This window comes from Mesorhizobium sp. WSM1293, from assembly GCF_000513875.1.
Taxonomy (GTDB): Bacteria; Pseudomonadota; Alphaproteobacteria; order Rhizobiales; family Rhizobiaceae; genus Mesorhizobium; species Mesorhizobium ciceri.
Window position 1 is genome coordinate 327,916 of the sequence record NZ_KI911319.1, and the last position, 24,702, is coordinate 352,617.

The 24,702-nt window shown below is 62.6% G+C and carries 20 protein-coding genes; 13 read left to right on the forward strand and 7 right to left on the reverse strand.

The window, feature by feature from the left end:
• Positions 1 to 971 precede the first annotated feature (971 nt).
• From M729_RS0131790 to M729_RS0131810, 5 genes are all read right to left on the reverse strand, one after another.
• Entirely contained in the window at positions 972 to 1,565 is a 594-nt protein-coding gene (locus tag M729_RS0131790; protein ID WP_013533129.1) for a DJ-1/PfpI family protein, read from the reverse strand.
• Positions 1,566 to 1,637: 72 nt separating this feature from the next.
• Positions 1,638 to 2,588, reverse strand: coding sequence for a substrate-binding domain-containing protein (locus tag M729_RS0131795; RefSeq protein WP_027163974.1), 951 nt, complete (start codon positions 2,586 to 2,588; stop codon positions 1,638 to 1,640).
• A 54-nt stretch (positions 2,589 to 2,642) separates the two neighbouring features.
• Positions 2,643 to 3,632: an ABC transporter permease gene (locus M729_RS0131800; RefSeq protein WP_027163975.1), complete on the reverse strand. Its 990-nt coding sequence runs from the start codon at positions 3,630 to 3,632 to the stop codon at positions 2,643 to 2,645.
• The gene (locus M729_RS0131805; RefSeq protein ID WP_013533132.1) at positions 3,629 to 5,221 is read right to left on the reverse strand and encodes a sugar ABC transporter ATP-binding protein; all 1,593 of its coding nucleotides are present in this window, start codon (positions 5,219 to 5,221) and stop codon (positions 3,629 to 3,631) included. The genes M729_RS0131800 and M729_RS0131805 overlap by 4 nt, the downstream gene beginning before the upstream one ends.
• Before the next feature lie 11 nt (positions 5,222 to 5,232).
• Positions 5,233 to 5,934, reverse strand: a complete 702-nt coding sequence (locus M729_RS0131810; RefSeq protein ID WP_013533133.1) for a GntR family transcriptional regulator — start codon at positions 5,932 to 5,934, stop codon at positions 5,233 to 5,235.
• A gap of 173 nt (positions 5,935 to 6,107) precedes the next feature.
• On the opposite strand from M729_RS0131810, the gene M729_RS0131815 reads away from it, so the two are divergent.
• From M729_RS0131815 to M729_RS0131855, 9 genes are all read left to right on the forward strand, one after another.
• Complete coding sequence (locus tag M729_RS0131815) at positions 6,108 to 7,334, forward strand: iron-containing alcohol dehydrogenase (RefSeq protein ID WP_013533134.1); 1,227 nt, start codon at positions 6,108 to 6,110, stop codon at positions 7,332 to 7,334.
• 16 nt (positions 7,335 to 7,350) lie between these two features.
• Entirely contained in the window at positions 7,351 to 8,832 is a 1,482-nt protein-coding gene (locus tag M729_RS0131820; RefSeq protein WP_027163976.1) for an NAD-dependent succinate-semialdehyde dehydrogenase, read from the forward strand.
• 10 nt (positions 8,833 to 8,842) lie between these two features.
• Positions 8,843 to 9,667 (forward strand): alpha/beta hydrolase, encoded by an 825-nt coding sequence (locus tag M729_RS0131825; protein ID WP_024502416.1) that lies wholly within the window; start codon positions 8,843 to 8,845, stop codon positions 9,665 to 9,667.
• Positions 9,668 to 10,060: 393 nt separating this feature from the next.
• Positions 10,061 to 11,014, forward strand: coding sequence for an ABC transporter permease (locus M729_RS0131830; RefSeq protein WP_032809776.1), 954 nt, complete (start codon positions 10,061 to 10,063; stop codon positions 11,012 to 11,014).
• 33 nt (positions 11,015 to 11,047) lie between these two features.
• The gene (locus M729_RS0131835; RefSeq protein ID WP_027163979.1) at positions 11,048 to 12,064 is read left to right on the forward strand and encodes a sugar ABC transporter substrate-binding protein; all 1,017 of its coding nucleotides are present in this window, start codon (positions 11,048 to 11,050) and stop codon (positions 12,062 to 12,064) included.
• A gap of 12 nt (positions 12,065 to 12,076) precedes the next feature.
• A complete protein-coding gene (locus M729_RS0131840; RefSeq protein ID WP_027163980.1) occupies positions 12,077 to 14,194 on the forward strand; it encodes an SMP-30/gluconolactonase/LRE family protein in 2,118 nt (705 codons plus the stop codon).
• The gene (locus tag M729_RS0131845; RefSeq protein ID WP_027163981.1) at positions 14,191 to 15,285 is read left to right on the forward strand and encodes a hypothetical protein; all 1,095 of its coding nucleotides are present in this window, start codon (positions 14,191 to 14,193) and stop codon (positions 15,283 to 15,285) included. Before M729_RS0131840 ends, M729_RS0131845 begins: the two co-directional genes overlap by 4 nt.
• 3 nt (positions 15,286 to 15,288) lie before the next feature.
• A complete protein-coding gene (locus M729_RS0131850; RefSeq protein ID WP_024502414.1) occupies positions 15,289 to 16,788 on the forward strand; it encodes a sugar ABC transporter ATP-binding protein in 1,500 nt (499 codons plus the stop codon).
• A gap of 124 nt (positions 16,789 to 16,912) precedes the next feature.
• Positions 16,913 to 17,809: a LysR family transcriptional regulator gene (locus M729_RS0131855; RefSeq protein ID WP_027163982.1), complete on the forward strand. Its 897-nt coding sequence runs from the start codon at positions 16,913 to 16,915 to the stop codon at positions 17,807 to 17,809.
• A 100-nt stretch (positions 17,810 to 17,909) separates the two neighbouring features.
• Here M729_RS0131855 and M729_RS0131860 read toward each other — a convergent pair whose 3' ends face one another.
• On the reverse strand, positions 17,910 to 19,406 hold the full coding sequence (locus M729_RS0131860; protein WP_027163983.1) for an aldehyde dehydrogenase family protein: 1,497 nt from the start codon (positions 19,404 to 19,406) through the stop codon (positions 17,910 to 17,912).
• Positions 19,407 to 19,547: 141 nt separating this feature from the next.
• Here M729_RS0131860 and M729_RS0131865 point away from each other — a divergent pair, with 141 nt between their 5' ends.
• From M729_RS0131865 to M729_RS0131875, 3 genes are all read left to right on the forward strand, one after another.
• Positions 19,548 to 20,291 carry a glucose 1-dehydrogenase gene (locus M729_RS0131865; protein ID WP_027163984.1) on the forward strand — a complete coding sequence of 248 codons (744 nt, stop codon included), beginning with the start codon at positions 19,548 to 19,550 and terminating at the stop codon, positions 20,289 to 20,291.
• Between the two features lie 25 nt (positions 20,292 to 20,316).
• The gene (locus M729_RS0131870; protein ID WP_027163985.1) at positions 20,317 to 21,417 is read left to right on the forward strand and encodes an isocitrate/isopropylmalate dehydrogenase family protein; all 1,101 of its coding nucleotides are present in this window, start codon (positions 20,317 to 20,319) and stop codon (positions 21,415 to 21,417) included.
• 98 nt (positions 21,418 to 21,515) lie between these two features.
• On the forward strand, positions 21,516 to 22,655 hold the full coding sequence (locus M729_RS0131875; RefSeq protein WP_027163986.1) for an alpha-hydroxy acid oxidase: 1,140 nt from the start codon (positions 21,516 to 21,518) through the stop codon (positions 22,653 to 22,655).
• A 253-nt stretch (positions 22,656 to 22,908) separates the two neighbouring features.
• Here M729_RS0131875 and M729_RS0131880 read toward each other — a convergent pair whose 3' ends face one another.
• Entirely contained in the window at positions 22,909 to 23,508 is a 600-nt protein-coding gene (locus M729_RS0131880; protein ID WP_013533147.1) for a TetR/AcrR family transcriptional regulator, read from the reverse strand.
• Between the two features lie 353 nt (positions 23,509 to 23,861).
• Here M729_RS0131880 and M729_RS0131885 point away from each other — a divergent pair, with 353 nt between their 5' ends.
• Positions 23,862 to 24,602, forward strand: coding sequence for an NAD(P)-binding domain-containing protein (locus tag M729_RS0131885; RefSeq protein WP_027163987.1), 741 nt, complete (start codon positions 23,862 to 23,864; stop codon positions 24,600 to 24,602).
• The last annotated feature ends 100 nt before the right edge of the window (positions 24,603 to 24,702 follow it).

Below are 24,702 nucleotides of genomic sequence, written 5' to 3' on the forward strand. Positions count from 1 at the left end.
GGACGCATTGACGTTACTCGCCGTGACCACGTCATCCCCCTCCATTTGTTCCACCAGGTATGTTTGCATCACTGCTCCTGACTGTAGGGCAAGGCCGGTTCAATCGCGTGTAGCTGGACAACTCCAACCGCAGGGAACGGATTTCGTTCCATGCTACAGGCAACCCTACCGCCGGAAGTCAGCCTTCAGATCGCCTGCCCTCCTGGCAGGACCGTGGCCTAGCCGCTGAACGACTGGTCAGGATTGAGCTATGCTTTGGGGGAGATGGACCTCGCCCTGCGAATCCGCATACTTCTGGAAAAGTGCAATCTTGTCGGGATACGTAATCCGGATTTCGCTGTGACAGCCCTCGCAGCGATATTTGGATGCAACCTGGAACCAGCGCCCGGGTTTCAGCAAAGCCAATCCGCAGCGCGGACATTTGAACGTCATTTCGAGAGGGCATAGATTCTGACACAGCGGCATTTCGCAAAGTCCATAAGGGATACCTAATGTCAGGCAACGACAGCCGGCCGAAATCGTTCCTGGACGCCGTTCTTTTCGTCAGGCCGATGACCAGCCCCGGACGCCGGGAGATTATTGGATTGTCCGCGATACCAGATTTACTGACGCGGGCCTGAACTCAAGCGCACCCCGATTTCCGGTGGCGTAGCGCCGTTGCAGGCGTTGACTGATGTCAGCAGCTTGCAATCCGAATGAGCAAGCCCGGAGCGAGGTGGCCTCGGGGGGACGACGGGGCCGCACGGTCGACGACACGGCCTATCCGGATGCTGAAACAACGCCGCGCGCCAACCCTGTCGAACAGCACCAGTGGAACAGGCAGGACGAAAAGCGGCGCAACAGGCGGCAATACTTAAGTCTCTCGCCTATATCGTAGCTCGGGAGCCGCGATCCCGACCGAATTGATGGATATGGAAGCGCTGTTGAAGGGAACCGACGCATCCCTTGGCGAATGCGTCGGTTCCAGAAGTTTATGCGTGGCGGATTTCCGTTCCCAGCACCTTCAGACATTCGCGGATGAACGCAGCAAGCGCCGTCCAACCTTTGGCCGAAACCATTGTCCCGTCCACATAGGCCTCGGTCGGCGACAGGTCGATATAGGTGCCACCCGCCAGTGTCACCTCCGGCTCGCAGGCGCCGAGTGCCGCGACCTTCTTGCCGCGCACCACGCCGTCGACAGCGATCAGGATCTGCACGCCGTGGCAGATGGTGAAGATTGGCTTCTTGGCCTCGTGGAAATGGCGCACGATCGCCTGCACGCGCTTGTCGGTGCGGATGTATTCCGGGCCGCGGCCGCCCGCGCAGTAGACGGCATGATACTGATCGAGCTGCCTCTCGGCTTCCGAGAAAGTCTTGTTGATCAGCGCATAATGGCCGAGCTTTTCGGTGTAGGTCTGGTCGCCCTCGAAGTCGTGTAGCGAGGTCTTGATCAGATCTCCGGCGTTCTTGTCCGGGCATACCACGTGGATGGTGTGACCGACGGCTTCCATCGCTTGCTGATAGACAAAGATTTCGTATTCTTCGGTGAACTCACCGGTCAGCATCAGTATCTTTTTGCCTGGCATGGCTCTTCCTCTCAGTGTTTTGAGCTAGGCAAGACGCAGACTGCGCCTGCCTTTCTGTGAAATCGGATAGGGTCAGAATGGCGAATCCGGAAAGTAATATTCCTTGGCGTTGGCCTGGGTGATCAACGGCGCGTCGAGCTTGACGGTGCCACGGACGGGTGCCTGGCCGATCAGGTTGGCGACTGTCATGTAGATCGCGGTCTTGATCATCGACGGCGGGTATGGCGTCTCGACCGGCGTCATGGCGTCGCCGTCGATCACTTTCTTGACGATGTCCTTCATGCCGTTGCCACCGAGCGCAAGCTTGATGTCGGTCCGCGCCGACTGCTTGACCGCCTCGAGCACGCCAAGCAGCATGTCGTCGTCGTTGGCCCACACCGCATCGATATGCGGGTACTTGGCCAGATAGTCCTGCATCAGCTTGAAGGCTTCGTCGCTGTTCCAATGCGCGTACTGGATGTCGAGGACTTTCAGATCAGTGCCTTTGATCGTGTCCTGGAAGCCCTTGATGCGCTCGTCGTCGATGACGGTCGGAATGCCGCGCAACACAACGACGTCGCCCTTGCCGCCAAGCTTGTCGATCATGAACTTGGCGGTGTTGGTGCCAACCGCGATATTGTCGCCGGCGAGGTAGAGATCCTGGACGGAGGCGTCAGTCAGACCGCGATCTACGACGGTGATGAACGTGCCCATGTCCTTGATAGCCTTGACCGGCTGGGTCAGCTCTTCCGAGCTGTAAGGCAGGATCACCAGAGCATCCAGCTTGCGGCTGGCCGACAGGTCCTCAAGCGCGCTGACCTGCTCCGCCGCGGACGGCGACGTCTTCACGACCACTTCGACGTTCGGGAACGCGGCGTTGATTTCCTTGGCCGCCGCTTGTGCGTGGTAGACGATGCCCGCTGTCCAACCGTGGTCAGCGGCCGGTATCGAAACCGCGATGACCTTCTTGTCTTGCGCCATGGCCTGGCCGGCCAGCAGCAGCGCGCCAAGTGTCGCTGCCGCAATCCATTTTCTACTGAACATTGTCTTCTCCCTTGGACCTACAAGAACGTTAATCCGCGTGGTCCGGACGCGGCGCTATTTCGAATTCGAAAACCGCTGGATGAGCATGGCGATGATGATGATGACGCCCTGAACAGCGGCAACGAGGTATTCGGAGACGAAGTCCGAGAGCACCATGAGATTGGCGATGAGTTCCAGGATGACGGCGCCGGCGACTGTCCCCCACACATGGCCCTTGCCGCCGCGCAATGCGGTGCCGCCAATCACCACGGCGGTGATGACCTGCAGTTCCCAAAGCTGTCCGGTTGTCGGCGTTGCGGCGCCCAGGCGCGGCACGTAGCAGATCGCGGCAATCGCCACACAGACACCCTGGACGATATAGGCCACGGTCCGTGTCCTGATCACCGAGATGCCGGAATAACGGGCGACATCCTCATTGGCGCCGACCGCCGCACATTTGCGCCCATATTTCATCTTGTAAAGGATGAAGGATGCGACCGCGGCGACTGCGATGGATATGAGGATTGGAACCGGGATCCCGCCGACCGTGCCGAAATAGACAGGCCGGTAGGCCTCGCGCAACGACCTGTCGATCGGTATCGTGCCGCCATCGGTCAGATAGGTTATCAGCGCCCGGAAAATCCCCATCGTGCCCAGCGTGGCGATAAACGGTTCGATCCTGCCGACCGTGACGATGAGCCCGTTGGCAAGCCCGCACACCAGGCCGACCAGGATCGCAACCGCCATACCGGCGGGAATAGCCCAGATGCCGGCATGCGGCGCCACCGCGTTCATGAACATGATGGTGATGCCGGTGATGAAGGCGGCCATCGAGCCGACGGAAAGATCGAGCCCCCCCGACGAGATCACAAATGTCGCGCCGACCGCGATAATAGCAATGAAGGCGCTGCGGGTGATGACGTTGGCGAGGTTGGTGGCGGACAGGAAATCGGGGTTGATGAGGTAACCGACCACCAGCAGAGCTGCCAGCGCAAGAAAAGGCCCGATATCGGTCCAACTGATGTTGAGATCGAGGGGGCGACGCCTGGATGCGGATTCGCTCATGACAGCCATTTTGTGCCTCCCTTGGCTTTTGGCCCTTGCTTGGGGCCACTGGTCGCCAGTACCGCCACATTGCTTTCGGTCATTTCGGCGCCACTGACCTCGCCGGTGATGCGGCCTTCGCGCATCACCAGGATGCGGTCGCAGATGCCGATCAATTCCTGCATCTCCGAAGAGATGACGATGCAGGCCTTGCCCTTGGCCACAAGCTCCTGGATGAAGGCATAGATCTGCGCCTTGTTGGCGATGTCGATGCCACGCGTGGGCTCGTCGATAATGACCACCGAAGGATCGGTCAGCAGCACCTTCGCCAGCAGCAGCTTCTGCTGATTGCCCCCGGAAAGCTGGGCCGCTTTGGCGCCGAGGCTCTTCAGCCTGATGTCATATGTCTCCACGGCCTGTTCCAGGGCTTGCGCTTCGCGGCGCCGACCCATCGAGAGGCCGGGATGAAACACATCGAGCGCCGACAGCGTCAGGTTAGGCGCCAGGTGCTCTTGCAGCAGCAGTCCCTTGCCCTTGCGATCCTCGGTCAGGTAACCGACGCCGGCGTCGATCGCCGCGCGCGGCGATTGGAAATGGACCGACTTGCCCTCAAGTTCGATCTTGGCAACTGCCGGGCGCAAGCCGATAATGCCCTCGAAGAGTTCGGTTCGGCCTGCGCCGACCATACCGGCGAACCCCAGGATCTCGCCCTTGTGGACCGTGAACGACACGTCCTCCACATAGCCGGGAACGGAGGCGTTCCTCACGCTGAGCATCGGTACATCCGAAGGCGCTGCGGTTCTCTCAGGATAGAGCGCTGCCAGTTCGCGCCCGACCATCAGCCGCGCCATGTCCATCTGGCTCAGCGTCTTGCCGGGATAGGTGCCGACCATCTTGCCGTCGCGCAGAACGGTCACTTTGTCTGCGACCCGCTGCACCTCATCCAACCGGTGGCTGATATAGAGCACGGCGGTGCCGTGAGCCTTCAGTTGCAGGACGATCTCCAGCAGGCGCTCGACCTCGCCACCGGTCAGAACGGCGGTCGGCTCGTCGAAGATAACCACCTTGTGGTCGTCAAGCAGGGCGCGAGCGATCTGCACCATCTGCCGGTCTGCCAGCGAAACGTCGCGCACCAGTGCCCTTGGCGAGACCGCGCAGCCGATCTGCGCCAGTTTCTCGGTTGCCAGCCGGCGCATGGTGCGGTCATCCACGACATGGCCACGCGAAAGCTCTCGCCCGAGAAACAGATTGTCGGTGACCGTGAGCCCCTCGGCGAGCAGGATCTCCTGATGAACCAAAGCGATACCGGCATCCTGTGCTTGGGCAGGCTTGGCAAATTTCACCGCGTGTCCGTTCATCGACAACGTGCCGTGGCTTGGCTCGACATAGCCGGACAGCAGCCGCATCAACGTCGACTTGCCGGCACCGTTCTCGCCAATGATGGCGTGGATCTCTCCCGGCAGGACGTCCAGGGTGACGTCCGACAGCACCGTCACTGGGCCGTATTGCTTGGACAATTCCTGGGCGCGCAGCACCGGTTCAAGCGAACCAGGCGCTTCGCTGGACAACGTGCTCCCGCCCTCCCCGGCGATATTCGCGGCAATGGACATCCGTTCCGACCTCAATCGAATGCCGGGAGCAGGCGATCGCGCGAGTGCTCTATATGGATGCGCATCGCCTTTTCGGCGGCATCGGGATCGGCCGAGCCGAACGCGGCAAGGATCGCCTCGTGTTCGTCAAGCGCCTCCTCGGTCACGCGCGCATGGAACATCAGGCGGAAGATGTGGAAGTGCGTGTGCTGGTGGCTCAACGTCTCGCGGATGAGTTCGTTTTGAGAAAACTCCATGATCTTGTCGTGGAAGATCGCATCCTGCCTGGCGAAATTCGAATAGCGCACGCGATCATCCTTGCCTTCGCGGCGTGACATCACGCCGGCAGCTTCGAGCAACAGATCGAGCTTGGCGTCGTCCATCGTTGCGGCGGCCTTTGCGGCGCCATGCGGCTCGAGCAGCAGACGCATCTCGTATAATTCGTCGAAACGGCGCCGGGTGATCTGGGGCGCGGCACGATAACCGATCAGATGCGTCTTGAGCACCAGGCCTTCGCCTTCGAGCCGTCCGAGGGCTTCCCGGATCGGCGTGTGCGAGACGTTGAATTCCTTGACCAAGCTGTCGACTGTGATGCGCGAGCCGGGGGGGATCTTCAGCGCCATCAACTGCGCGAAGATGGCTTCATAGACATCTTCGACGAGACTGTTGGCGCGCTGGATGCGACCAGCTCCAATGCTGGCGTCGCTTGGGTCGGGTAAGTTTGCGGTCTGCATATTTTGCCTCTTGACAGTGAGGACTGCTAACACGATGGTTCCACGGATGCAATCCTATATCCTATACGATTTTAAAGCGGATATGCTCTAAGTGCGAGAGACACACTCTTGGACCATCCGATCCCAAGCCCAGTTCAATGCCTCTCCAGTCAGCCGCCGACAAAGGACCGATCATGACCCTCTTCGCCGCCCTGCGGTTGCCGCGTGAAATCCTGTTCGGGAAGGGGCAACGCCATGTGCTGCCGACGGTCGCCGCCCGGTTCGGCCGACGCGCGCTGGTCTGCACCGACGAGCGTTTCGCGGGCACAACGGTATTCGCTGACATCATCAAGTCCCTTCAGTCAGCCTCGATCGAGGTCCTGGTGCATGATCGTGTTCTGCCCGACGTGCCACGCGATACGGTCGGCGTCTGCGTCGAGGAAGCGAAGGGGTTCGGGCCGGATATGGTGATCGGCATCGGCGGCGGCAGCTGTCTCGATTTCGCCAAATGCGCCACCCTGCTGCTCAGCCATGGCGGCAAGCTCCAGGACTATTACGGGGAGTTCAAGGTGCCGGGTCAGACACTGCCGCTGATCGCCGTACCCACCACGGCCGGCACCGGCTCCGAGGTGACGCCGGTCGCGGTGATTTCCGACCCGGACCGGACGCTCAAGGTCGGCATATCGAGCCCTCACCTTATCGCCGCGGTCGCTCTGTGCGATCCCGAGCTGACAATGACCTGTCCGCCTGGCCTGACCGCGATCGCCGGCGCCGACGCCTTGACCCATGCGATTGAGGCCTTCACCGCCATGCGGCGCGGTGAAGACCCCAATCTGCCGCAACAGCATGTCTTCATCGGCAAGACTGCGCTGACAGACCATTTCGCGTTGCTCGCGATAAAGCTGCTTGGCCGGAGTCTGGAGAAAGCCTGCAGCGACGGCACGGATGCCGACGCGCGTGCCGATGTCATGATGGGCGCTCTGGCGGCGGGCTGCGCGTTCGGCACCGCCGGCACGGCGGCGGCGCATGCCGTGCAATACCCGGCAGGCGCCCTCACCCACACCGCCCATGGTTTGGGCGTGGCCACAATGATGCCTTACGTGATGACCTATAACAGCCGCGTCGCCGCTCACGAGATGGCAGAGATCGGCGCGGCACTTGGCTTGGAGGCCAAGGCGCGAACCGCCGACGAGATGGCAGCCGCCACGATCGAGGAGATCAGGCGATTGTTCGCGGCGATCGGTATTACGCCGACACTGGCGGATCTGGGCCTCCCTGCCGATAAGCTTGACTGGACCGCCGAGCAAGCGCTCGGCATCGACCGCCTGATCAAGAACAATCCGCGTGCGTTCGATCTCGGCACGATGCGACGCCTCGTCCAGGCCGCCCATGACGGCGACCTCGCCGCCTGCGTTATGTGAGAAACGGAACAAAGCGATGAATTTGAACGCTCAGCAACTCGACCAGGATGGCTATGACGTGCGCGGTTTTTCGCACGGACTCTACATCGACGGCACTTGGCGGTCGTCCTCCGACGGTCGGCTCATCGATGTCGTCGATCCCTCCTCCGGGGCGGTGATCGCGGCGGTTCCCGATGCGACGGTCGAGGACGCCACCGCCGCCGTCGAGGCGGCGGCCAAAGCAGCTAGGAGATGGCGGGAAACTGCGCCGCGCAAACGCTCGGAAATCCTTCGGCGCTGTTTCGAACTGATGGTCGAACGCTCCGAAACGCTCGCCATGCTGATCTCGCTGGAGAACGGCAAGGCGCTGCGCGACGCGCGCGGCGAAGTGGCTTATGCCGCCGAGTTCTTCCGCTGGAATGCCGAAGAGGCGGTCCGGATCACCGGTGAATTCGGCACCGCGCCATCCGGCACCAACCGGATCGTGGTCGATTATGAGCCGATCGGAATTTGCGTGCTGATCACACCGTGGAATTTTCCGGCCGCGATGGCGACCCGCAAGATCGCGCCGGCGCTGGCGGCAGGCTGCACTGTCGTCCTGAAGCCGGCCAGCGAAACACCACTGACGGCCTATGCGCTGGCGGCACTCTACAGCGAAGCCGGCGTGCCTGCCGGCGTCGTCAACGTGCTGACCACGACCAGTCCCGGGCCGCTGACTTCGGCCATGCTTGCCGATCCGCGGGTCAGGAAGCTGTCCTTCACGGGGTCGACGGGTGTCGGCCGAACCTTGCTCGGCGAGGCTTCAAAGCATGTCATTTCGTGTTCTATGGAACTCGGCGGCAATGCCCCGTTTGTCGTCTTCGACGATGCCGATCTCGACGCCGCCCTCGATGGCGCGATGATCGCCAAGATGCGCAACGCCGGCGAAGCCTGCACCGCCGCCAATCGCCTCTATGTGCAATCGGGAATCTATGATGCTTTTGCCGACGGGCTCCGCAAGCGCATGGCGGCACTTAAGGTGGGGGCGGGCCCGAATGCCGACACCGAGTGCGGGCCGATGATCACCAGAAAGGCTGTCGACAAGATCGATCGCCTGGTCAAGGACGCGGTGGGCCGGGGAGCCAAGGTGCTTTGCGGCGGGGCGATTTCGGAGGAAGAAGGATTCTTCTATCCGCCAACAGTGCTGTCCGAGGTGCCGCCGGATGCGGAGATGGCGCACGAGGAGATTTTCGGCCCGGTGGCACCTATCACACGCTTCGACACCGAGGCCCAGGCCATCGCCCATGCTAACAACACGGAATATGGCCTGGCCGCTTATATATACACACGCGATGTTGGGCGCGGCATGCGGGTGGCGTCGGGGATCGAGGCCGGCATGATCGGCCTCAACCGGGGACTGATGTCGGATCCGGCCGCACCATTCGGAGGCGTCAAGCAGAGCGGCCTTGGCCGCGAAGGCGGCCAGCACCACGGCATCGCCGAGTTCATGGAGGCTAAATATATTGCCGTCACCTTCTGAACCGGCAGTCATGTCAAAGGACCCTTTCCGCACGCGCGACCATGTGGCCGATTTTGACGATATCGTGGCCGACATAGTGACTCGCAGCGCCGAAACCCGGGCGACCCTGCCGATATCGGCGGGTATCGCCTATGGCGAGGGCGAGGCCGAAAGGCTGGACCTGTTCTTTCCGCCCGGTGTGCGCAGGGATCTTCCCGTGCACATCTTCATCCATGGTGGCTACTGGCGCATGTTCTCCAGAAGCGACTATTCTTATGTAGCGAACACAGTCACCAAAGCTGGGGCGATCGCGGTCATCGTCGATTATGCGCTGATGCCCGAATTCAGGATGGCGGCAATCGTCGACCAGATCCGGCGTGCCAAACAATGGGTGCTGGACAATATAGCCGCCCATGGCGGCGACCCTGCCCGGCTAAGCGTAAGTGGTCATTCGGCGGGTGCGCACCTGGCCACATTCCTGTTCGAAAAGGCGCCAATGCCGTCGCGCATACGTGCGGCGCTGCTGCTAGGCGGCCTTTACGACCTCAAGCCCCTTCAGACCTCCTTCCTCCAGCCGTTAATCGGCATCACTGATGAGGAGGCAGCTGCCTTCACCCCAATGACGCGGTGGCATGACCCGGAGACGGCAGCGACCATTCTCGTCGGAGATCAGGAAACGTCACCTTTTCACCAGCAGGCCGCCGACTTCGGAAAGCGCTTGCGCGCGCAGGGGCACCCTGTCAGCGACCTCCGCCTGAATGACCGAAACCACATGAACAGCGTGCGTGATCTGGGCATCAGCGGCACACAAGCTGGCGATTGCCTGATGGCGATGATCGATGGAAACGGCCTGTAGGACGGAAACCCAGGGAGAGCAGGGCCCGCTTGTGCCTTACTTGACACTCCCGTCACTCAGGAAAGTACCGTCACGGGGATCGCGGCACGCTGCCGGCATCGGGCTGAGCTTTGCGACAGGTGAAATCCGGCAGAGCACACAACCGACGATTCCTCATCCTCTTTTTCCACACTGACGAACTGCACAGCGCATCAGAAAATCGAAATTGCCCCTGCCGCCCTGAGCCGCGATGGTCTTTACGCAAGCAGCCGGCTTAGGGCTGTGGAGGAACGTCGTCGCGGCAAAGCCCTGGGGCAAGGCCGCTTTGGCACGCCGCTGGTTCAAACCGGCAGCGAGGGAGGAACTGACTTGGCTGGTTCGGGCAAATCCGACACCGCGCGCTTGGGCATCAAAATGTCCCAGGAACTCGTCGTCGGCGCGATCTCGGCCGTCCTCTTCCTGGTGTTCTCGGCGACGCTCAACAATTTCCTGAGCCAAGGCAACATCCTTGCCATTCTCAAGAATGTCTCGATCCTGGGCACGCTGGCCGTCGGCATGGGGCTCATCGTCGTTGGGCGCGGCATCGACCTGACCATGGTGGCGGTGATGGTCGTCGGCGTCGCCTTCAGTATTTGGATCTCCACCTGGGGCGTCGACTTCACGCTGGCCGTCGTCTTCGGGGCCATCCTGGTCGCGGCCATCGGCCTGTTCACCGGCGTCATGGTGGCGGTGGCCGAAATTCCGCCGATCTTCGCCACCCTTGCCATCGCGTCCTCGGTCTACGGCTCTGGCCGCATCGTCTTTGCGTCCGACGTGCTCTATGCCCCCTCCGATATCGGCTGGCTGAAATTCGTCGGCAACGGAACCATCCTCGGCATCCCGATGTCGGTGATCATCTTCGCGGCGGTGGCCGCGCTCATGGGCTTTTTCCTGAGGAAGACCCGCTTCGGCCGGCTGGTCTATGCTACTGGCGACAACCCGAACGCGGCCCGCACGACCGGGCTGCCGACGCGCCCGATCATCGTGACGCAATATGTCATCAGCGCCCTCATTGCCTATATCGCCGGCATCATCATGCTGGGGCTGGTCACCGGCATCGACACGCGCCTCTACAATTCCAGCCTGATCTACGACGTGCTGCTGGTCGTCGTGCTGGGCGGCATCGGCCTCTCCGGTGGCCAGGGCGGCGTACGCAACGTCATCGTCGGCACCATCCTGGTCGGCATCCTGACCAACGGCATGACGATCCTGAACTTCAGCTACACCAGCCAGAACCTGATCAAGAGCGTGATCCTGCTGGGCGCGCTGGCGATCGACGCCATCATCAATCCGCGCGACGAGCAGACCTCGCAAAGCGGCGACATCTGAACAAGAACCGAGACATAAATCTGGGAGGATACCATGAAGTTGTTCAAGAACTGCCTGCTCGCGGGCATGACAGCGCTCGCGCTGCTGGGCGCGGCGAAAATCGCCACGGCGCAGGAAACTGATCAGGTCGGCCGCTCTACCTATCTCGAGGCGCTCAAGGGCAAGAAGGTCATCTTCGTGCCAATCTCGCAGGGCATGGACCTCAACCAGGCATGGGTGGTGGTGTGGCAACGTCACGCGGCACGCTACGGCTTCAGCCTCGAAGTGCGCGATCCCTCCGGCGACACCAATGCCGGCATTCGCGCCATGCAGGGCGCCATCGCCGAGAAGCCGGACCTGATCATCGTGCAGAACCCCGACGTCCAGACCTACGCACGCCTGTTGAAACAGGCGCAGGCGGCCGGCATCAAGGTGCTGCAAGTCAACATGCAGTCGGCCACCCAGACGGACAGTTATGTCGGCAACGACTGGATCGAAATGGGCCGTCTCGAAATGGGCGAACTGGCCAAGCACTGCACCGGGCCCAATGCCGTCTCGCACAAGGTGGTCTGGCTCGCCGGCGTCCAGACGGGTGCCGCCAACATCTACATGCGCACCGGCATCGACGAGGTGCTGAAGGCCAATCCCGAGCTGCAGCTCGTCTCCGACCAGCCGGCCGATTACATGAGCGAAAAGGCCCGCCAGATCACCGAGACGGTCCTCCAGCAGCATCCGGACCTGTGCGGCATCATGGGCATCTGGGATAATGCCGAGGTCGGCGCCGGTGCCGCCGTCGTGGCCGCCGGCAAGCAGGACCAGGTGACGATCGTCACCAATGGCGCGGGCAGCGCCACGGGCTGCGAGAGCATCAAGAACGGGCTGCTCGACGTGATCTTCAACTTTAATGCCCCGATCCAGGCCGAGATCGCAGCACAACAGATTTCCGAGCTGCTGCAGCAGCCCAGCCGGCAGGCGGGTAGCGAGAAGACCATCTTCTTCGGCCCGATCACCCGCGTCGACAAGGCCAATGCGACCGGCAGGAATTGCTGGAAGCTGGACGAGCTCAAGTAACGGACTTCCTTGATGAGCATGGCTGAAAGCCTTGTGCGCTGGCGCTACCGCCTGCTCCCCGACCACGTGGTCGGGGAGATCCTGACCAAGAAGTGGATCGACAGCGTCATCCCCTTCACGGCGCTGGTCATTTTGTGCGCGATCTTCGGCTCGATCGTGCCGGGCTTCTTCGATCTGGCGACGCTGACCAATCTCAGCGGCCAGACCGCCGAGCTTGGCCTTGTGGTGCTCGGCATGACCATCGTCATGGTGTCAGGCGGCATCGATCTGTCTGTCGGGTCGACCTTCGCGCTCGCCGTGCTGGTCACGCTCTATGGGATGAATGTCGAGCAGTGGAGCTTTGGTACCGGCCTGTTGGCGTGCCTGGGCCTCGGCGTCGTCTGCGGCGCCATCAACGGCTTCCTGGTTGGCTTCCTGCGCATGCGGGCGTTTCTCACCACGCTGGTGACGCTCATCATCTACCGCTCGACCTTCGACATCGTCTTCCCGCAGGTCTCGACGCGGATCGTCACCAGCGGTCCGGATTCGCCGGCCTATGATTTCCTTGGTTTCGGCACAATCTGGGGCGTGCCGACATCCTTTGTGGTGTTCGTCGTCATCGCGCTGATCATCCATCTCGTGCTGTCGCGCGCCCGCTATGGCTGGCGGCTGTTCGCGGTCGGCGGCGCGCGCCGCTCTGCCTACAATGCCGGCATCAATGTGCGCTTCATCTTGTTCAGCGCCTATGTCTTGTGCTCGGTACTGGTGGCGCTCTCCGGCTTCTTCTTCTCGGCCCGCATCGGCAGTGCCGCTTCCGACATCGGCACCGGTCTCGAACTGCAGGTGTTGACCGCGACCGTGCTCGGCGGCATCTCGCTAGGCGGCGGGCGCGGCTCGGTCGCCAAGGCGCTGATGGGCACCGTCTTCGTGCTTGTCCTGTCGAACAGTCTGCTTGCGCTGGCCGTGCCCGGCCCGGTCAATTTCCTGATCCTCGGCATCGTGCTGCTTTTGTCGGTGCTTCTCGACGTTCGCTGGGTGAAGAACCGCCACAAGATCCTGCGCAGCGTCTACATCTCGCCAACCTTCGCCAAGATGCCGCAGGCGATCTCGACCGCGCCCGGCGCGCCAATGGCGGTGAATGTCCGGTTGAAGGACGTCGGCGTCATCGGCCTCGGCGTTCTCGATGGCGCGGAGGATGTGATCTTCGACCGGCAGGACCGTCTCTACACCGGCAGCCGCCAGGGCGAGATCCTGCGCTTCCAGCCGCCCCATTACACCGATAGCGAAGTGTTCGCACATATTGGCGGCTCGCCGCTCGGCATGGCTTTCGACCGCGACGACAATCTCGTCATCTGCGTCGCCGGCATGGGCCTCTATCAGGTCTCGCCGGCCGGCGACGTAAAGCTGCTGACCGCCGAAACCAACCGCTCACTGACCTCGGTGGTCGACGACTCGACCATGAAGCTCGCCGACGACTGCGACATCCTGCCGGACGGCCGTATCGTCTTCTCGGAAGCGACAGTGCGCTTCGAAATGCATGACTGGTATGCCGACGCGCTGGAAAGCCGCGGCAACGGACGCATCATCGTCCATGATCCCAAATCCGGTTCGACACGCACACTGCTGTCGAACCTCGTCTTCCCCAACGGCATCTGCACGACCTTCGACGGCCAGTCGGTGCTGTTCGCCGAAAGCTGGGCCTGCCGCATCAGCCGCTACTATTTCGATGGCCCGAAGAAGGGCCAAGTCGAGCGCGTCATCGAGGGCTTGCCCGGCTATCCCGACAACATCAACCGCGCCTCCGACGGTACCTACTGGCTGGCCCTGATGGGCATGCGCACGCCGGCCTTGGATCTCTCGCTTGAAATGCCGAGCTTCCGCCGTCGCATGGCGCGGCGCGTATCGGAAGACGCGTGGCTGATGCCCAATCTCAACACCGGCTGCGTGCTGCGCTTCGACGAGAACGGCCAGATCCTCGAAAGCCTGTGGGACCAGGCCGGCGAGAAGCATCCGATGATCACCTCGATGCGCGAGCACAAGGGCATCCTCTATCTCTGCGGCATCTTCAACAACCGCATGGGCACCTTGCCCTTGAAAGGCGTCGATCCCGACTGGTTCAGCTCGGATTCATACTGGGGCAAAAAGCCATGAGCGGTTTGAGCCAGCTTTTTGACCGCTTTCTCGGCCGTGGCGAGTGGGCAGTGACCGTGCCGACGCTCGACGGGCCGTTGCTGCCCAACCAAGGACTGGAGGAAGCCGAGCCGTTCGCCGGCCTCGCCGAGGCCGACAATCTCGTACGCACCGAAAAGGGCATTCTGGCAAGCAGCGCCAACCGGCTGATGCGCTTTAGCGCCGACGGCCATGCCGAAACCTTGCAGGAATTTCCGGGCGAGATCACCGCACTCGCCCATGCCCGCGGCATGACCGCGATGGCCATCGACGGCAAGGGTGTCGTCGTCCACGGCGGCCTGCATGACGGGCGCGAGGCGACGGGTGAGGAGGCTCGGCGCCTCTCCTGCATCACCGCTCTCACCTTTCTCGACAGCAACACCTTGCTGGTGGCCAACGGTTCGGCCTCAGTGCCGGCGAGCGGTTGGCGTCGCGACCTGATGCAGAAGAGCGTGTCCGGTTCGGTCTGGCGGCTCGATCTAAAAAACGGCCGGCTGGAGCTTGTCAGGGACGGCTTGGCCTGGCCGGCCGGCATCGCCACCACCGGCTCCAACCGCATCTACGTTTCGGAGGCCTGGCGCCACCGCGTGCTGGCGATCGACCTTGCCACCACGGCGACGCTGCCCGTGCTGGAGCATCTGCCGGCCTACCCCGCCCGCATCGCCCCGGCCTTCAACGCCGGCTATTGGCTGACCTTCTATTCCGTGCGCAACCAACTGGTGGAGTTCATCCTGCGCGAGGAGACCTACCGCACGCGCATGCTGGCGGAAGTCCCGGAGGCCTACTGGATGGCGCCGTCGCTCGGCTCATGGCGCGACTATCGCGAGCCCATGCAAGGCAGCCAGTTGAAGCAGATGAACGTGCTGAAGCCATACGCGGTGACAAGGTCCTACGGGCTGGTGGTTCTTTGCGACCAGAACATGAAGCCGCTGTCGAGTTTCCATTCGCGCGCAGACGGCAAGGTGCACGGGACGCTGAGCGCCTGCGAGCTGGGTGATGATCTGCTGGTCGCCTCGCGCGGCGGATCGAGGATCGTGCGCGTGGCGAGCGCCGCCAGCGGCAAGCGAGGCTAAGCGATGTCTGACGCCAACATCATTGAACTCAGGGATGCCGCCAAGGCATTCGCGCGCATTCCGGCCTTCAAGAATGTCAATTTCGACCTGCGCAAAGGCGAAATCCACGCGCTGCTCGGGGAAAACGGCGCCGGCAAGTCGACGCTGACCAAGGTCATGGCCGGTGTCTTCAAGCTGACCGAGGGCAAGATGACCTTCGACGGCAAGGATGTGTCCTTCGCCACGCCCGCCGAAGCGCTGCGCGCCGGAATCGCCATGGTGTTCCAGGAAACCAACCTGGTGCCGGCCATGACCGTAGCGCAGAATCTCTATCTCGGCGAAGAGAAGATGTTCAACCGGTTGCGCGGCCTCTACATTCAGGCGCGGCAGTTCCTCGCCGGCATGGGCTTCCAGGTCGACCCGTCCGCGCAGGTCAGCACGCTGGGCGCGGCGCACAAGCAGATGGTGGAGATCGCGCGCGCCGTCCACCACAAGGCCCGCGTCATCATCTTCGACGAGCCGACCGCGACGCTGACGCCTGAAGAGAAGAGCCACTTCTTCAAACTTTTGCAGCGGCTGGTGAAGGAGGGCATCGCCGTCATCTTCATCACCCATGCGCTGGAAGAGGCGCTTGCCGTCGCCAACCGCATCACGGTCATGCGCGATGGCGAGATCGTCGCGTCCGGCGAGGCCAAGGGTTTCACCCGCGCCTCGATCGTGCAGGCCATGGTCGGCCGCACGCTCACCGAAACGCTGCATGGCGAGGTCAAGCGCACGGCGCGCCCCTATGGCGACAAGGTGCTTTCGGTCGAGAATCTGTCCTGCGCCGGTCTGGTGCGCAACTCTTCCTTCTCGGTGTTTTCAGGCCAGGTCACCGGCATGTTCGGCCTTGTCGGCGCCGGCCGCACCGAAATGGCCAAGGTCGTCGCCGGACTGTTGAAGCGCAACATCTTCCACGGCGGCGAGATCCGCCTGCTCGGCAAGTCGGTGCGCTATCGGGTGCCCAGGCCTGCGGTGCGCGACGGCATCGTCTATGTCACCGAGGATCGCAAGGTCGACGGTTTCTTCGAAACCATGACCGCGGGCGAGAACCTGCAAATGGGTGAACTGACCGAGGGCGCCAATCCCGTCTCCATGGTGTCGCTGGCGCGAGCCAGGCAACTTGCCCGCGAATGGGGCGAACGTCTGAGCCTGCGGCAGACCAGCGACCGAGCCCGGATGATCGAGCTCTCCGGCGGTAACCAGCAAAAGGTCGTGATCGCCAAATCGCTGATTCAGAAGCCGAGGCTGGTGATCTTCGACGAGCCGACACGCGGGGTCGACGTCGGCGCCATCGTCGAGATCCACCAGCTCATCAGCGATCTCGCCGAGCAAGGCATGGCCGTCGTTGTCATCTCGTCCTACCTGCCTGAAATTCTCGCCGTTTCGGATCGCATTCTGGTGGTCAAGCGCGGCCGCGTTGTCGAGGAGATGATGCTTTCGGAGGCCACCGAGGAACGCGTCATGTTCGCCGCGGTTCATTGAGCGGCTCGACAAGAGAGACACTTTTGCCGGCCAAGCCAGGACCAATGTCTGGCCTGCCCTATTGCCTTGCAATCGGTTCCGCGTCTGAATAGGTCAGGGGCCAGATCACCCTGCCCGAGCGGATATGCCCAGCGTCAACCTCAAACTTCTGCAGACGTTCCTGCTTGCCGCCGAAAACGGCAGCTTCCGACGTGCTGCCGAGGAGAGCAACCGTTCGCCATCGGCGGTCTCGATGCAGATTCGCGACCTTGAGGAGCAGATCGGTATCTCGCTGTTCATCCGCACCGCACAGCGTGCCAGCCTGACGCCGGAAGGCCAGATCCTGTTCGAGGAGATCGCCAACGTGATGTCTCAGGTGCAGACCAGCCTCGACCGCCTGACGGAGGTCGCCGCTCGGCGCAAGGGCAAAGTGCAGATCGCCTGCGCCCCGACGCTCGCGGCAAGCCGGCTGGGCGATATCCTGGCGACATTCAAGTTGCGCTATCCACGCAGCATCGTCGAGGTCATCGAGAGCCCGCCACAGGCCGCGCTTGGCCTTTTACAACAGCAGGAGGTCGAGTTCTACATCGGCCCCGAACTGCCAAACCTGACGGACTTCCAGTTCGAGTCCATCCTCGACGATCCGCTGATGGCCTGCATCCCCACGGAAATATACGGTGGCGAAAGGAAGCTGCTGCTCTCGGACCTACTGCGCTATCCGCTCATCCTGCTCAGCCGCAAGACCGCCGTGCGCGGCCTTGTCGATCGGCTGACGGCGGCGGAAGGCATCGAGTTCAAGCCGCAATACGAGGTCGAAAGCGCACAGACGGCGGTGGCGCTGGTGTGTTCGGGACTTGGCGTCTGCGTGGTGCCCGGCATCGCCATTTCGCGCAATGACGAGCGTATGCGGGTGGTGCCGATCGACCATCGCGACGCCCACCGCTCGGTCGGCATCATCACCGCGCGGGGCTATGTGCACCACTCCTTCTCCGAACAGCTGATGAACCTCATCCGAACCAATTTGCGCGAACTGGCAAACTGAGCGTCGCGCCTTCGGACAGGCACCTTGCACGAGCGCCGAGAATGGTGCGTTGGGAACGCCGCCATTGGCAGCCCGGCCTCTCCTGAATATCAGCGCACCCTCAGTCGGTCTGGATCCAGATCGACTTGGTCTCCAGATATTCATGCAGATGTTCGATGCCGCCCTCGCGGCCGTAGCCGGACATCTTCATCCCGCCGAACGGCACCGCCGGGTCGATGGCGTGGTACATGTTGACCCATACCGAGCCGGCCTTGATGCGGCGGGCGAGCTTGTGGGCGGTGCCAAGATGACTGGTGAAAATGCCGGCCGCCAGGCCATAGGGCGTCGCATTGGCCCGCGCCACGGCTTCGTCGAGCGTGTCGAACGGCATCGCCGAAATCACCGGACCAAAGATCTCTTCACGCGCGATGGTCATCTTGTCCGACACCGCGCCGAAGACAGTCGGCGCGATGAAATTGCCGCCGTCGTAGGGCCTGCCGGTCAGTCGCGAGCCGCCCGCCATCAGTTCCGCGCCTTCGTCGCGGCCGGCCTTGATATAGCCCACCACCTTGCCGGCCTGCCTGGCATTGATGAGCGGGCCGATTTCGGTTTCCGCCTCGATGCCATGGCCGATGCGAAGCCTGGCGGCAAACTCGGCGACCCGGCGCACGAATTCGTCATGGATTTCGCGGGCCACGAAAAGCCGCGAACCGGCGATGCAGATCTGCCCCGAATGCACGAACACAGCCATCGCGGCGACCGGAACCGCCTTGTCGATGTCGGCATCGCGGCAGACGATGATCGGCGATTTGCCGCCGAGCTCCAGGGAAACGCGCTTGAGGTTGGTCACGCCCGCCCGCGCGATGGCCTGGCCGGTCAGCGTCGAGCCGGTGAAGACGATCTTGTTGACGTCGGGATGTTCAGCGAGCCGCGCCCCGGCCTCTGTCCCGGTGCCGGTGACGACGTTGACGACGCCGTCGGGAACGCCGGCCTCCTGCATCAGCCTGGCGATCAGCAGCGGCGTCAACGAAGCATCCTCCGAGGGCTTCAGCACGATGGTGCAGCCGGTGGCGAGCGCCGGCGCGATCTTCCAGATCGACGCTGCGGTCGGAGCGTTCCAGGGGATGATCGCGCCGACAACGCCTACCGGCTCGCGCCTTGTGAACGAGACGATCTCGCCGGGGATCGAATTGTCTATGGATTCGCCATGCAGCGCGGTCGCCATGCCCGCATAGAAGCGCAGCATGCCGATGACGCGCCGCCGGTTGGCGAGCGTGCGCGTGATCGGCAGTCCCATGTCGAGAGTGTCGGAAACGCTGAGTTCTTCCCAATGGGTCTCGAAGAGATCGGCGATGCGCAGAAGCACGCACTGCCGCTCGTAGGGCGAGAATTTTGACCACGGCCCTTCGAAGGCCGTGCGCGCAGCGGCCACCGCCGCATCGATGTCGGCCGCCGAGCCACGCGGCACGGTGGCCAACACTTCGCCAGTCGCCGGGTTGAGCGCCTGCATCTCCTGGCCGGATTGTGCCGGAACCCACTTGCCGCCGACGAACATCGGCCGGAATTCGCCATGGTAGAGCGCCGTGGCCTTCGCCCGCGGGTCGAAATTCAGCGTCATCTCTTCCTCCTCACAATTCCGTGGCGACTATGACTCCCACGCCGGTTGACCTCAAACAAGGAAAGCTAAAAGGGCGTTCAGATAATCGGACTGTGCAATGCACGCGACTTCCCCGATGGTGCCGGCAACGGAGGAACAGATATGAGACTTGCTGGCAAGGTCGCTATCGTCACGGGCGGCGGTTCGGGATTTGGCGAAGGCATCGTCAGGAAATTCGTCACCGAAGGTGCGCTGGTCATTTTGATGGACCGTGATGAGGCCGCCGCGGCCCGCGTTGCTGCCGAAGCCGGCGAAAATGTGCGGCCAATCACAGGCGACGTCTCGACACTCGGAAGCTTCGAAGCGGCGGCAGACCTGGCCCGCTCGGCCTTTGGCGGTCTCGACATACTGGTCAACAATGCCGGCGTGGCCCAGCCGCCCTTGGCGCTCGAGACGATGGACGAAGAGATGTTCGACCGGATCGCCAACGTCAACATGCGATCCATCTACAATGGCGCCCGTGCGGTCGTCGCGCATTTCAAATCCATCAAATCAGGCGCCATCCTCAACGTCGCCTCCACCGGCGGCGTCTCGCCGCGCCCGAATTTGACGTGGTACAATGCTTCCAAAGGCTGGGCGATTGCCGCCACCCGGGCCATGGCCGTGGAACTCGCCCCCTTCGGCATCCGCGTCAACGCCATCAATCCGGTTGCCGGCGACACGCCACTTCTGTCCACTTTCATCGGCTCCGGCGAAGAGAACCGCGCCCGCGTCGTCGCCACCATTCCGATCGGCAGGCTGTCTACGCCGGCGGACATGGGCAACGCCGCGGCATTCCTGTGCTCCGACGAGGCCAGCATGATCACCGGCGTCGACCTCAACGTCGATGGCGGCAAGTGCATCTGAGCGTTAGACCATTTGGGAGTTGGCGATGAAGCCTGTCTACGAAATCGCCGTGGTGCATGGCGACGGCATCGGCCCGGAAGTCTGCGCCGCAGCGGTTCAAGTGGTGAAAGCAGCGCTCGGTCCCGGCAGCCCCTTGCACTTCAGCGAATACCCGGCCGGAGCCGAGCATTTCCTGAAGACCGGCCAGAGCTTTCCCGAGCCGACCTTCCAGGCCTGCCGCGAGGCGGACGCCATCCTGCATGGTGCGGGCGGCTTGCCGGGCGTCATCCATCCCGATGGGACCGAAGCAGGCCTGGATTTCACGCTGAGGCTGCGCTTCGAACTCGATCTCTATGCCAACATCCGCCCCGTCAGGCTTTTCGAGGGCGTGCCGAGCCCGTTGAGCGGAGTGAAGGCCGGCGATATCGACTACATCATCTTGCGCGAGAACAGCGAAGGGCTTTACGCCGCGCGGGGATCGGGCGCGCTGTTGCGCGGCGAAGTGGCGGTCGACACGCTGGTGCAGACCCGCTCCGGCATCGAGCGTATCGCACGCAAGGCCTTCGAACTGGCGCGCCAGTCGGGCGGCGCGCCCCGTGACGGCGTGCGCCGGGTGACCTGCTGCGACAAGGCCAACGTGCTGCGCAGCTATGCCTTCTTTCGCTCCGTCTTCGACGAAGTGGCGAAGGACTATCCCGATATCGCGACCGAGCACGCGCTGGTCGACGCCATGGCGATGCATCTCGTGGTGAAACCGGGCCATTTCAACGTCATTGTCAGCGAGAACATGTTCGGCGACATCCTGTCCGACCTCGCCGCCGCGACGGTGGGCGGGATGGGCATGGCGCCTTCAGCCGAGATCGGCGCGGCCAACGGCTTCTTCCAGGCCGCGCACGGCTCGGCGCCCGACATTGCCGGCCAGGGTATCGCCAATCCGTATGGGACGATCCTGTCGGCAGCCTCGATGCTCGACTGGCTCGGCCACAAGCACGGCGACGAGAGACTCAACCAGGCCGCAGCGCGCATCCGTCGCGTGACCGAGGACTGCCTGGCCAACGGGCTTCTGAGCGCCGATCTGAAAGGCAGGGCGTCGACCAGCGAGATAACCCGTTCGGTCTGCGACCGGCTCGCTGCCGGGCGCGACTGATATGACCAAGCCAAGGATAAATCTTGTTGGACCTGGCAAGGTCGGCCAGACGCTCATGCGCCGGATATTCATCGCCGGGCACAGGGTCCAGACCTGAGATGGGCGCTCTCGATCGCCAGATTTCGGTCGAGGACTTTCGCACGCTTGCCCGTCGTCGTCTGCCGAAATCCGTCTTCGAATTCATCGATGGCGGGGCGGGGCAAGAACTCACCCTCAAAGCCAATCGAAGCGATTTCGAAAAGATCAGAATTTTGCCGCGCGTGCTTACCGATGTTTCGCATCCGAACGTTTCCACGACGCTCTGGTCCGAGACCTTGCCAACACCGCTGGTGATCAGCCCGATGGGCTCCTGCGCGCTGATCAGGCCCGGAGCCGACATTGCCATCGCGAGGGCGGCAACCGCTCGCAGCATCCCCTACACGCTCTCCACCATGGCTACGGCCAGCATCGAAGGCATGGCGCGAGCCGTACAGGGGCCGCTGTGGTTCCAGCTTTATGTGCTCAAGGATTTCGACTTCAATCGCCAGTTGGTGAGGCGAGCGGAAGAATTTGGCTATTCGACGCTGGTGGTGACCGTTGATCTGCAAGCCGGTGGCAAGCGCGAAAAGGATCTTAGGAACGGCATATCTATCCCACTGCGGCCTTCGGCCCGGCATCTCTGGGAAGGCATGCTTCATCCTGGCTGGTCGCTGCGCCTGCTGCGCGGCGGTCTGCCCCAGTTCGAGAACGTCCGCGGCTATCTCGATGACAACAGCGCCGGCCTGACGATCGCCGCGCGTGTTGGCGGCAGCCTCCATGCAGGTTTCGACTGGGACGATTTCCGCCAGATCCGCGACTGGTGGAAAGGCCGGCTGCTGGTCAAGGGCGTCCTGCACCCGGGCGATGCGTCGCGACTGGTGGCGGCTGGTGCCGATGGCATCTGGGTGTCCAACCATGGAGGCCGCCAGCTCGACGGTGCTGTATCGAGCATCGACGCCCTGCCCGCTATCCGTCAGGCACTTGGCGCCCAAATCCCGATCCTCATCGATTCCGGTATCCGCACGGGCACGGACATCGTCAAGGCCAAGGCACGCGGCGCCACCGTCGCGGCGATCGGCCGGGCCGCCCTGTTCGGCGCCGTGGCTGGCGAGCCCGGCGTGGCCAAGGCACTGGATATCATCCTGGACGAAGTGGTGACTTGCCTCAGGCTCTGCGGGATCCCCCGTTTTCAGGAAGCGGGATCAGAAATGATAGCATAGCGCCAAGACGAGTGCTCACGCTTGGTCAAGAGGTACAGAAAACCCCCGCTCGTCCAATATTCTTCTTCCTCATCATGCCAAGGTTTTGCTATCGCGGTTGTGCAAGCGGCTGCGGGCGGCCGACCAATTGCCGCCCTCACACGCCGCTCCTTCCCAAGCCCAACGGCCGCCTGTCAGAGAGCACTTGTTTGATGCACACCCGCTAGCGGCGGGCGTGATTAAATTCGAGAGGCTGCGCAGTCGGATAGGCAGACTAAGGTCGGCCGCCCGGTGCTGTTTTCGGTTCCATCCACCCGTTCTTCAGAATGTCGCGAAGCACGTTGCGGGTGTCTTCGCCCGCTGCCGTTGCGCCGCTCGCCCAAGCGATCGCCAGTGCCCCGAAAAAGATGTCGCGCCCGGTCATCGTCCGTCGTGCAAGCCCTTCGTCCTGTGCAGCCTTCAGGATTCGCTCCGTCGTCGCGATGACAGCATGGCAGGTCGGCGTCAGCGGGGATTCTACTCGGCAAGCCGCCCGTAACGGTTCAGGCAAGCCCTCATAAGCCAGCATCCAGTCGCCGAGAGCTTCAACCCAGAGTTCGAGTGCGCGGCCTGCATCGCTCTCCCCGGCTTCGATTTCAACGCGACGATGCTCGAGGCCTTCATAATGAAGAACTAACAGCGCAGCCAGCAGGGCGTCTTTGTTTGGAAAATGGCGGTAGAGCGTCCCTGCTCCCACGCCCGCCAGCTTCGCAATAGAATCCATCGAAACGTCAACACTATCGTTGCCGAACGCTTGTCGCGCCACCTCGAGAATGTGCGCCCGATTATGCTGCGCGTCCCTGCGCAGGGCTGACGCGACCGACAATTGCGACATACTGACCTTGAACCCTTGAATACCGGAGACACTCTCCGTATCTAAAAGCCGAATCGGAGAGAGTCTCCATATAGCCCCCGGTCGACTATTCTAGCAGGTCGGCATCAGCGAGCGAAACGAGGACACGATGATCAGGCAGATGATACCGGCATGCATCCGGGCAACGGGTACCGCAACCTGCCTGGCGCCTGGCGCGCGCCGTCAGCAGATGCCGCGAGCTATACGAGTTTCGAGGCGGGCTGCTCCGTCGGCAGCACCGCCCTGCGCGACCCTCTGGATGTCCGCTCAATACGGAATAGATCCGCGCACCATGCGCTGAGCTCATAATCACAATTATCTGGAAGGAAATCGGCATGAAGATCGGCATTATCGGCGCGGGAAATATCGGCACCACCCTTGCACGAAAGCTGTCAGCCGCCGGACACGCGGTGAAGCTGGCGGGCTCGAAGGGGCCTGAGGACATCGGCGAGAAAGCGACGGAGGTTGGTGCGATCCCGGTTGCCGCGCACGAAGCAGCCAGGGATGTCGAGGCGATCGTTCTATCGATCCCATTTGCGAAGATCCCCGATGTCGCCGGCCTCTTTGCCGATGTACCAGCCAACGTGGTCGTGATCGACACCTCCAATTATTATCCCATGCGCGACGGGAATATCGCGGAGGTTGACGATGGCAAGCCGGAAAGCGTGTGGTCCAGCGAACAACTCGGCCGGCCAGTGGTCAAGGCATTCAATGCAGTCCTCGCCCAAACGCTCGCAGAAAGTGGCGCAGCGGCCGGAATGACCGGACGCATCGCGATCCCCGTCGCAGGCGATGATGTGCATGCCAAAGCGATCGCACGCGAACTGGTGAACGAGACCGGTTTCGACGCACTTGATGCCGGCGATCTCGCGAATTCCTGGCGCCAGCAACCGGGCACGCCCGCCTACTGCACGGAACTGACGTTGCCTGATCTTCAGCATGCGCTGTCCACGGCGGAAAAGGCGCGCGCACCCGGAGCTCGCGACGCACTGATCAAGGGCTTCATGGACGCGACGACCCCCCTCCGCCACGAACAGATCGTAGCCCGCAACCGTGAAGTCACCGCCCTCCGATGAGAGACTTTTCCGGTTCCGGCCCGAGGTGGTGACCAAGAAAACTCTCCAAGAGTTCCTTCTGTTTGTCGGGAACAACCTGCCAGACGACGATGACGAGGCC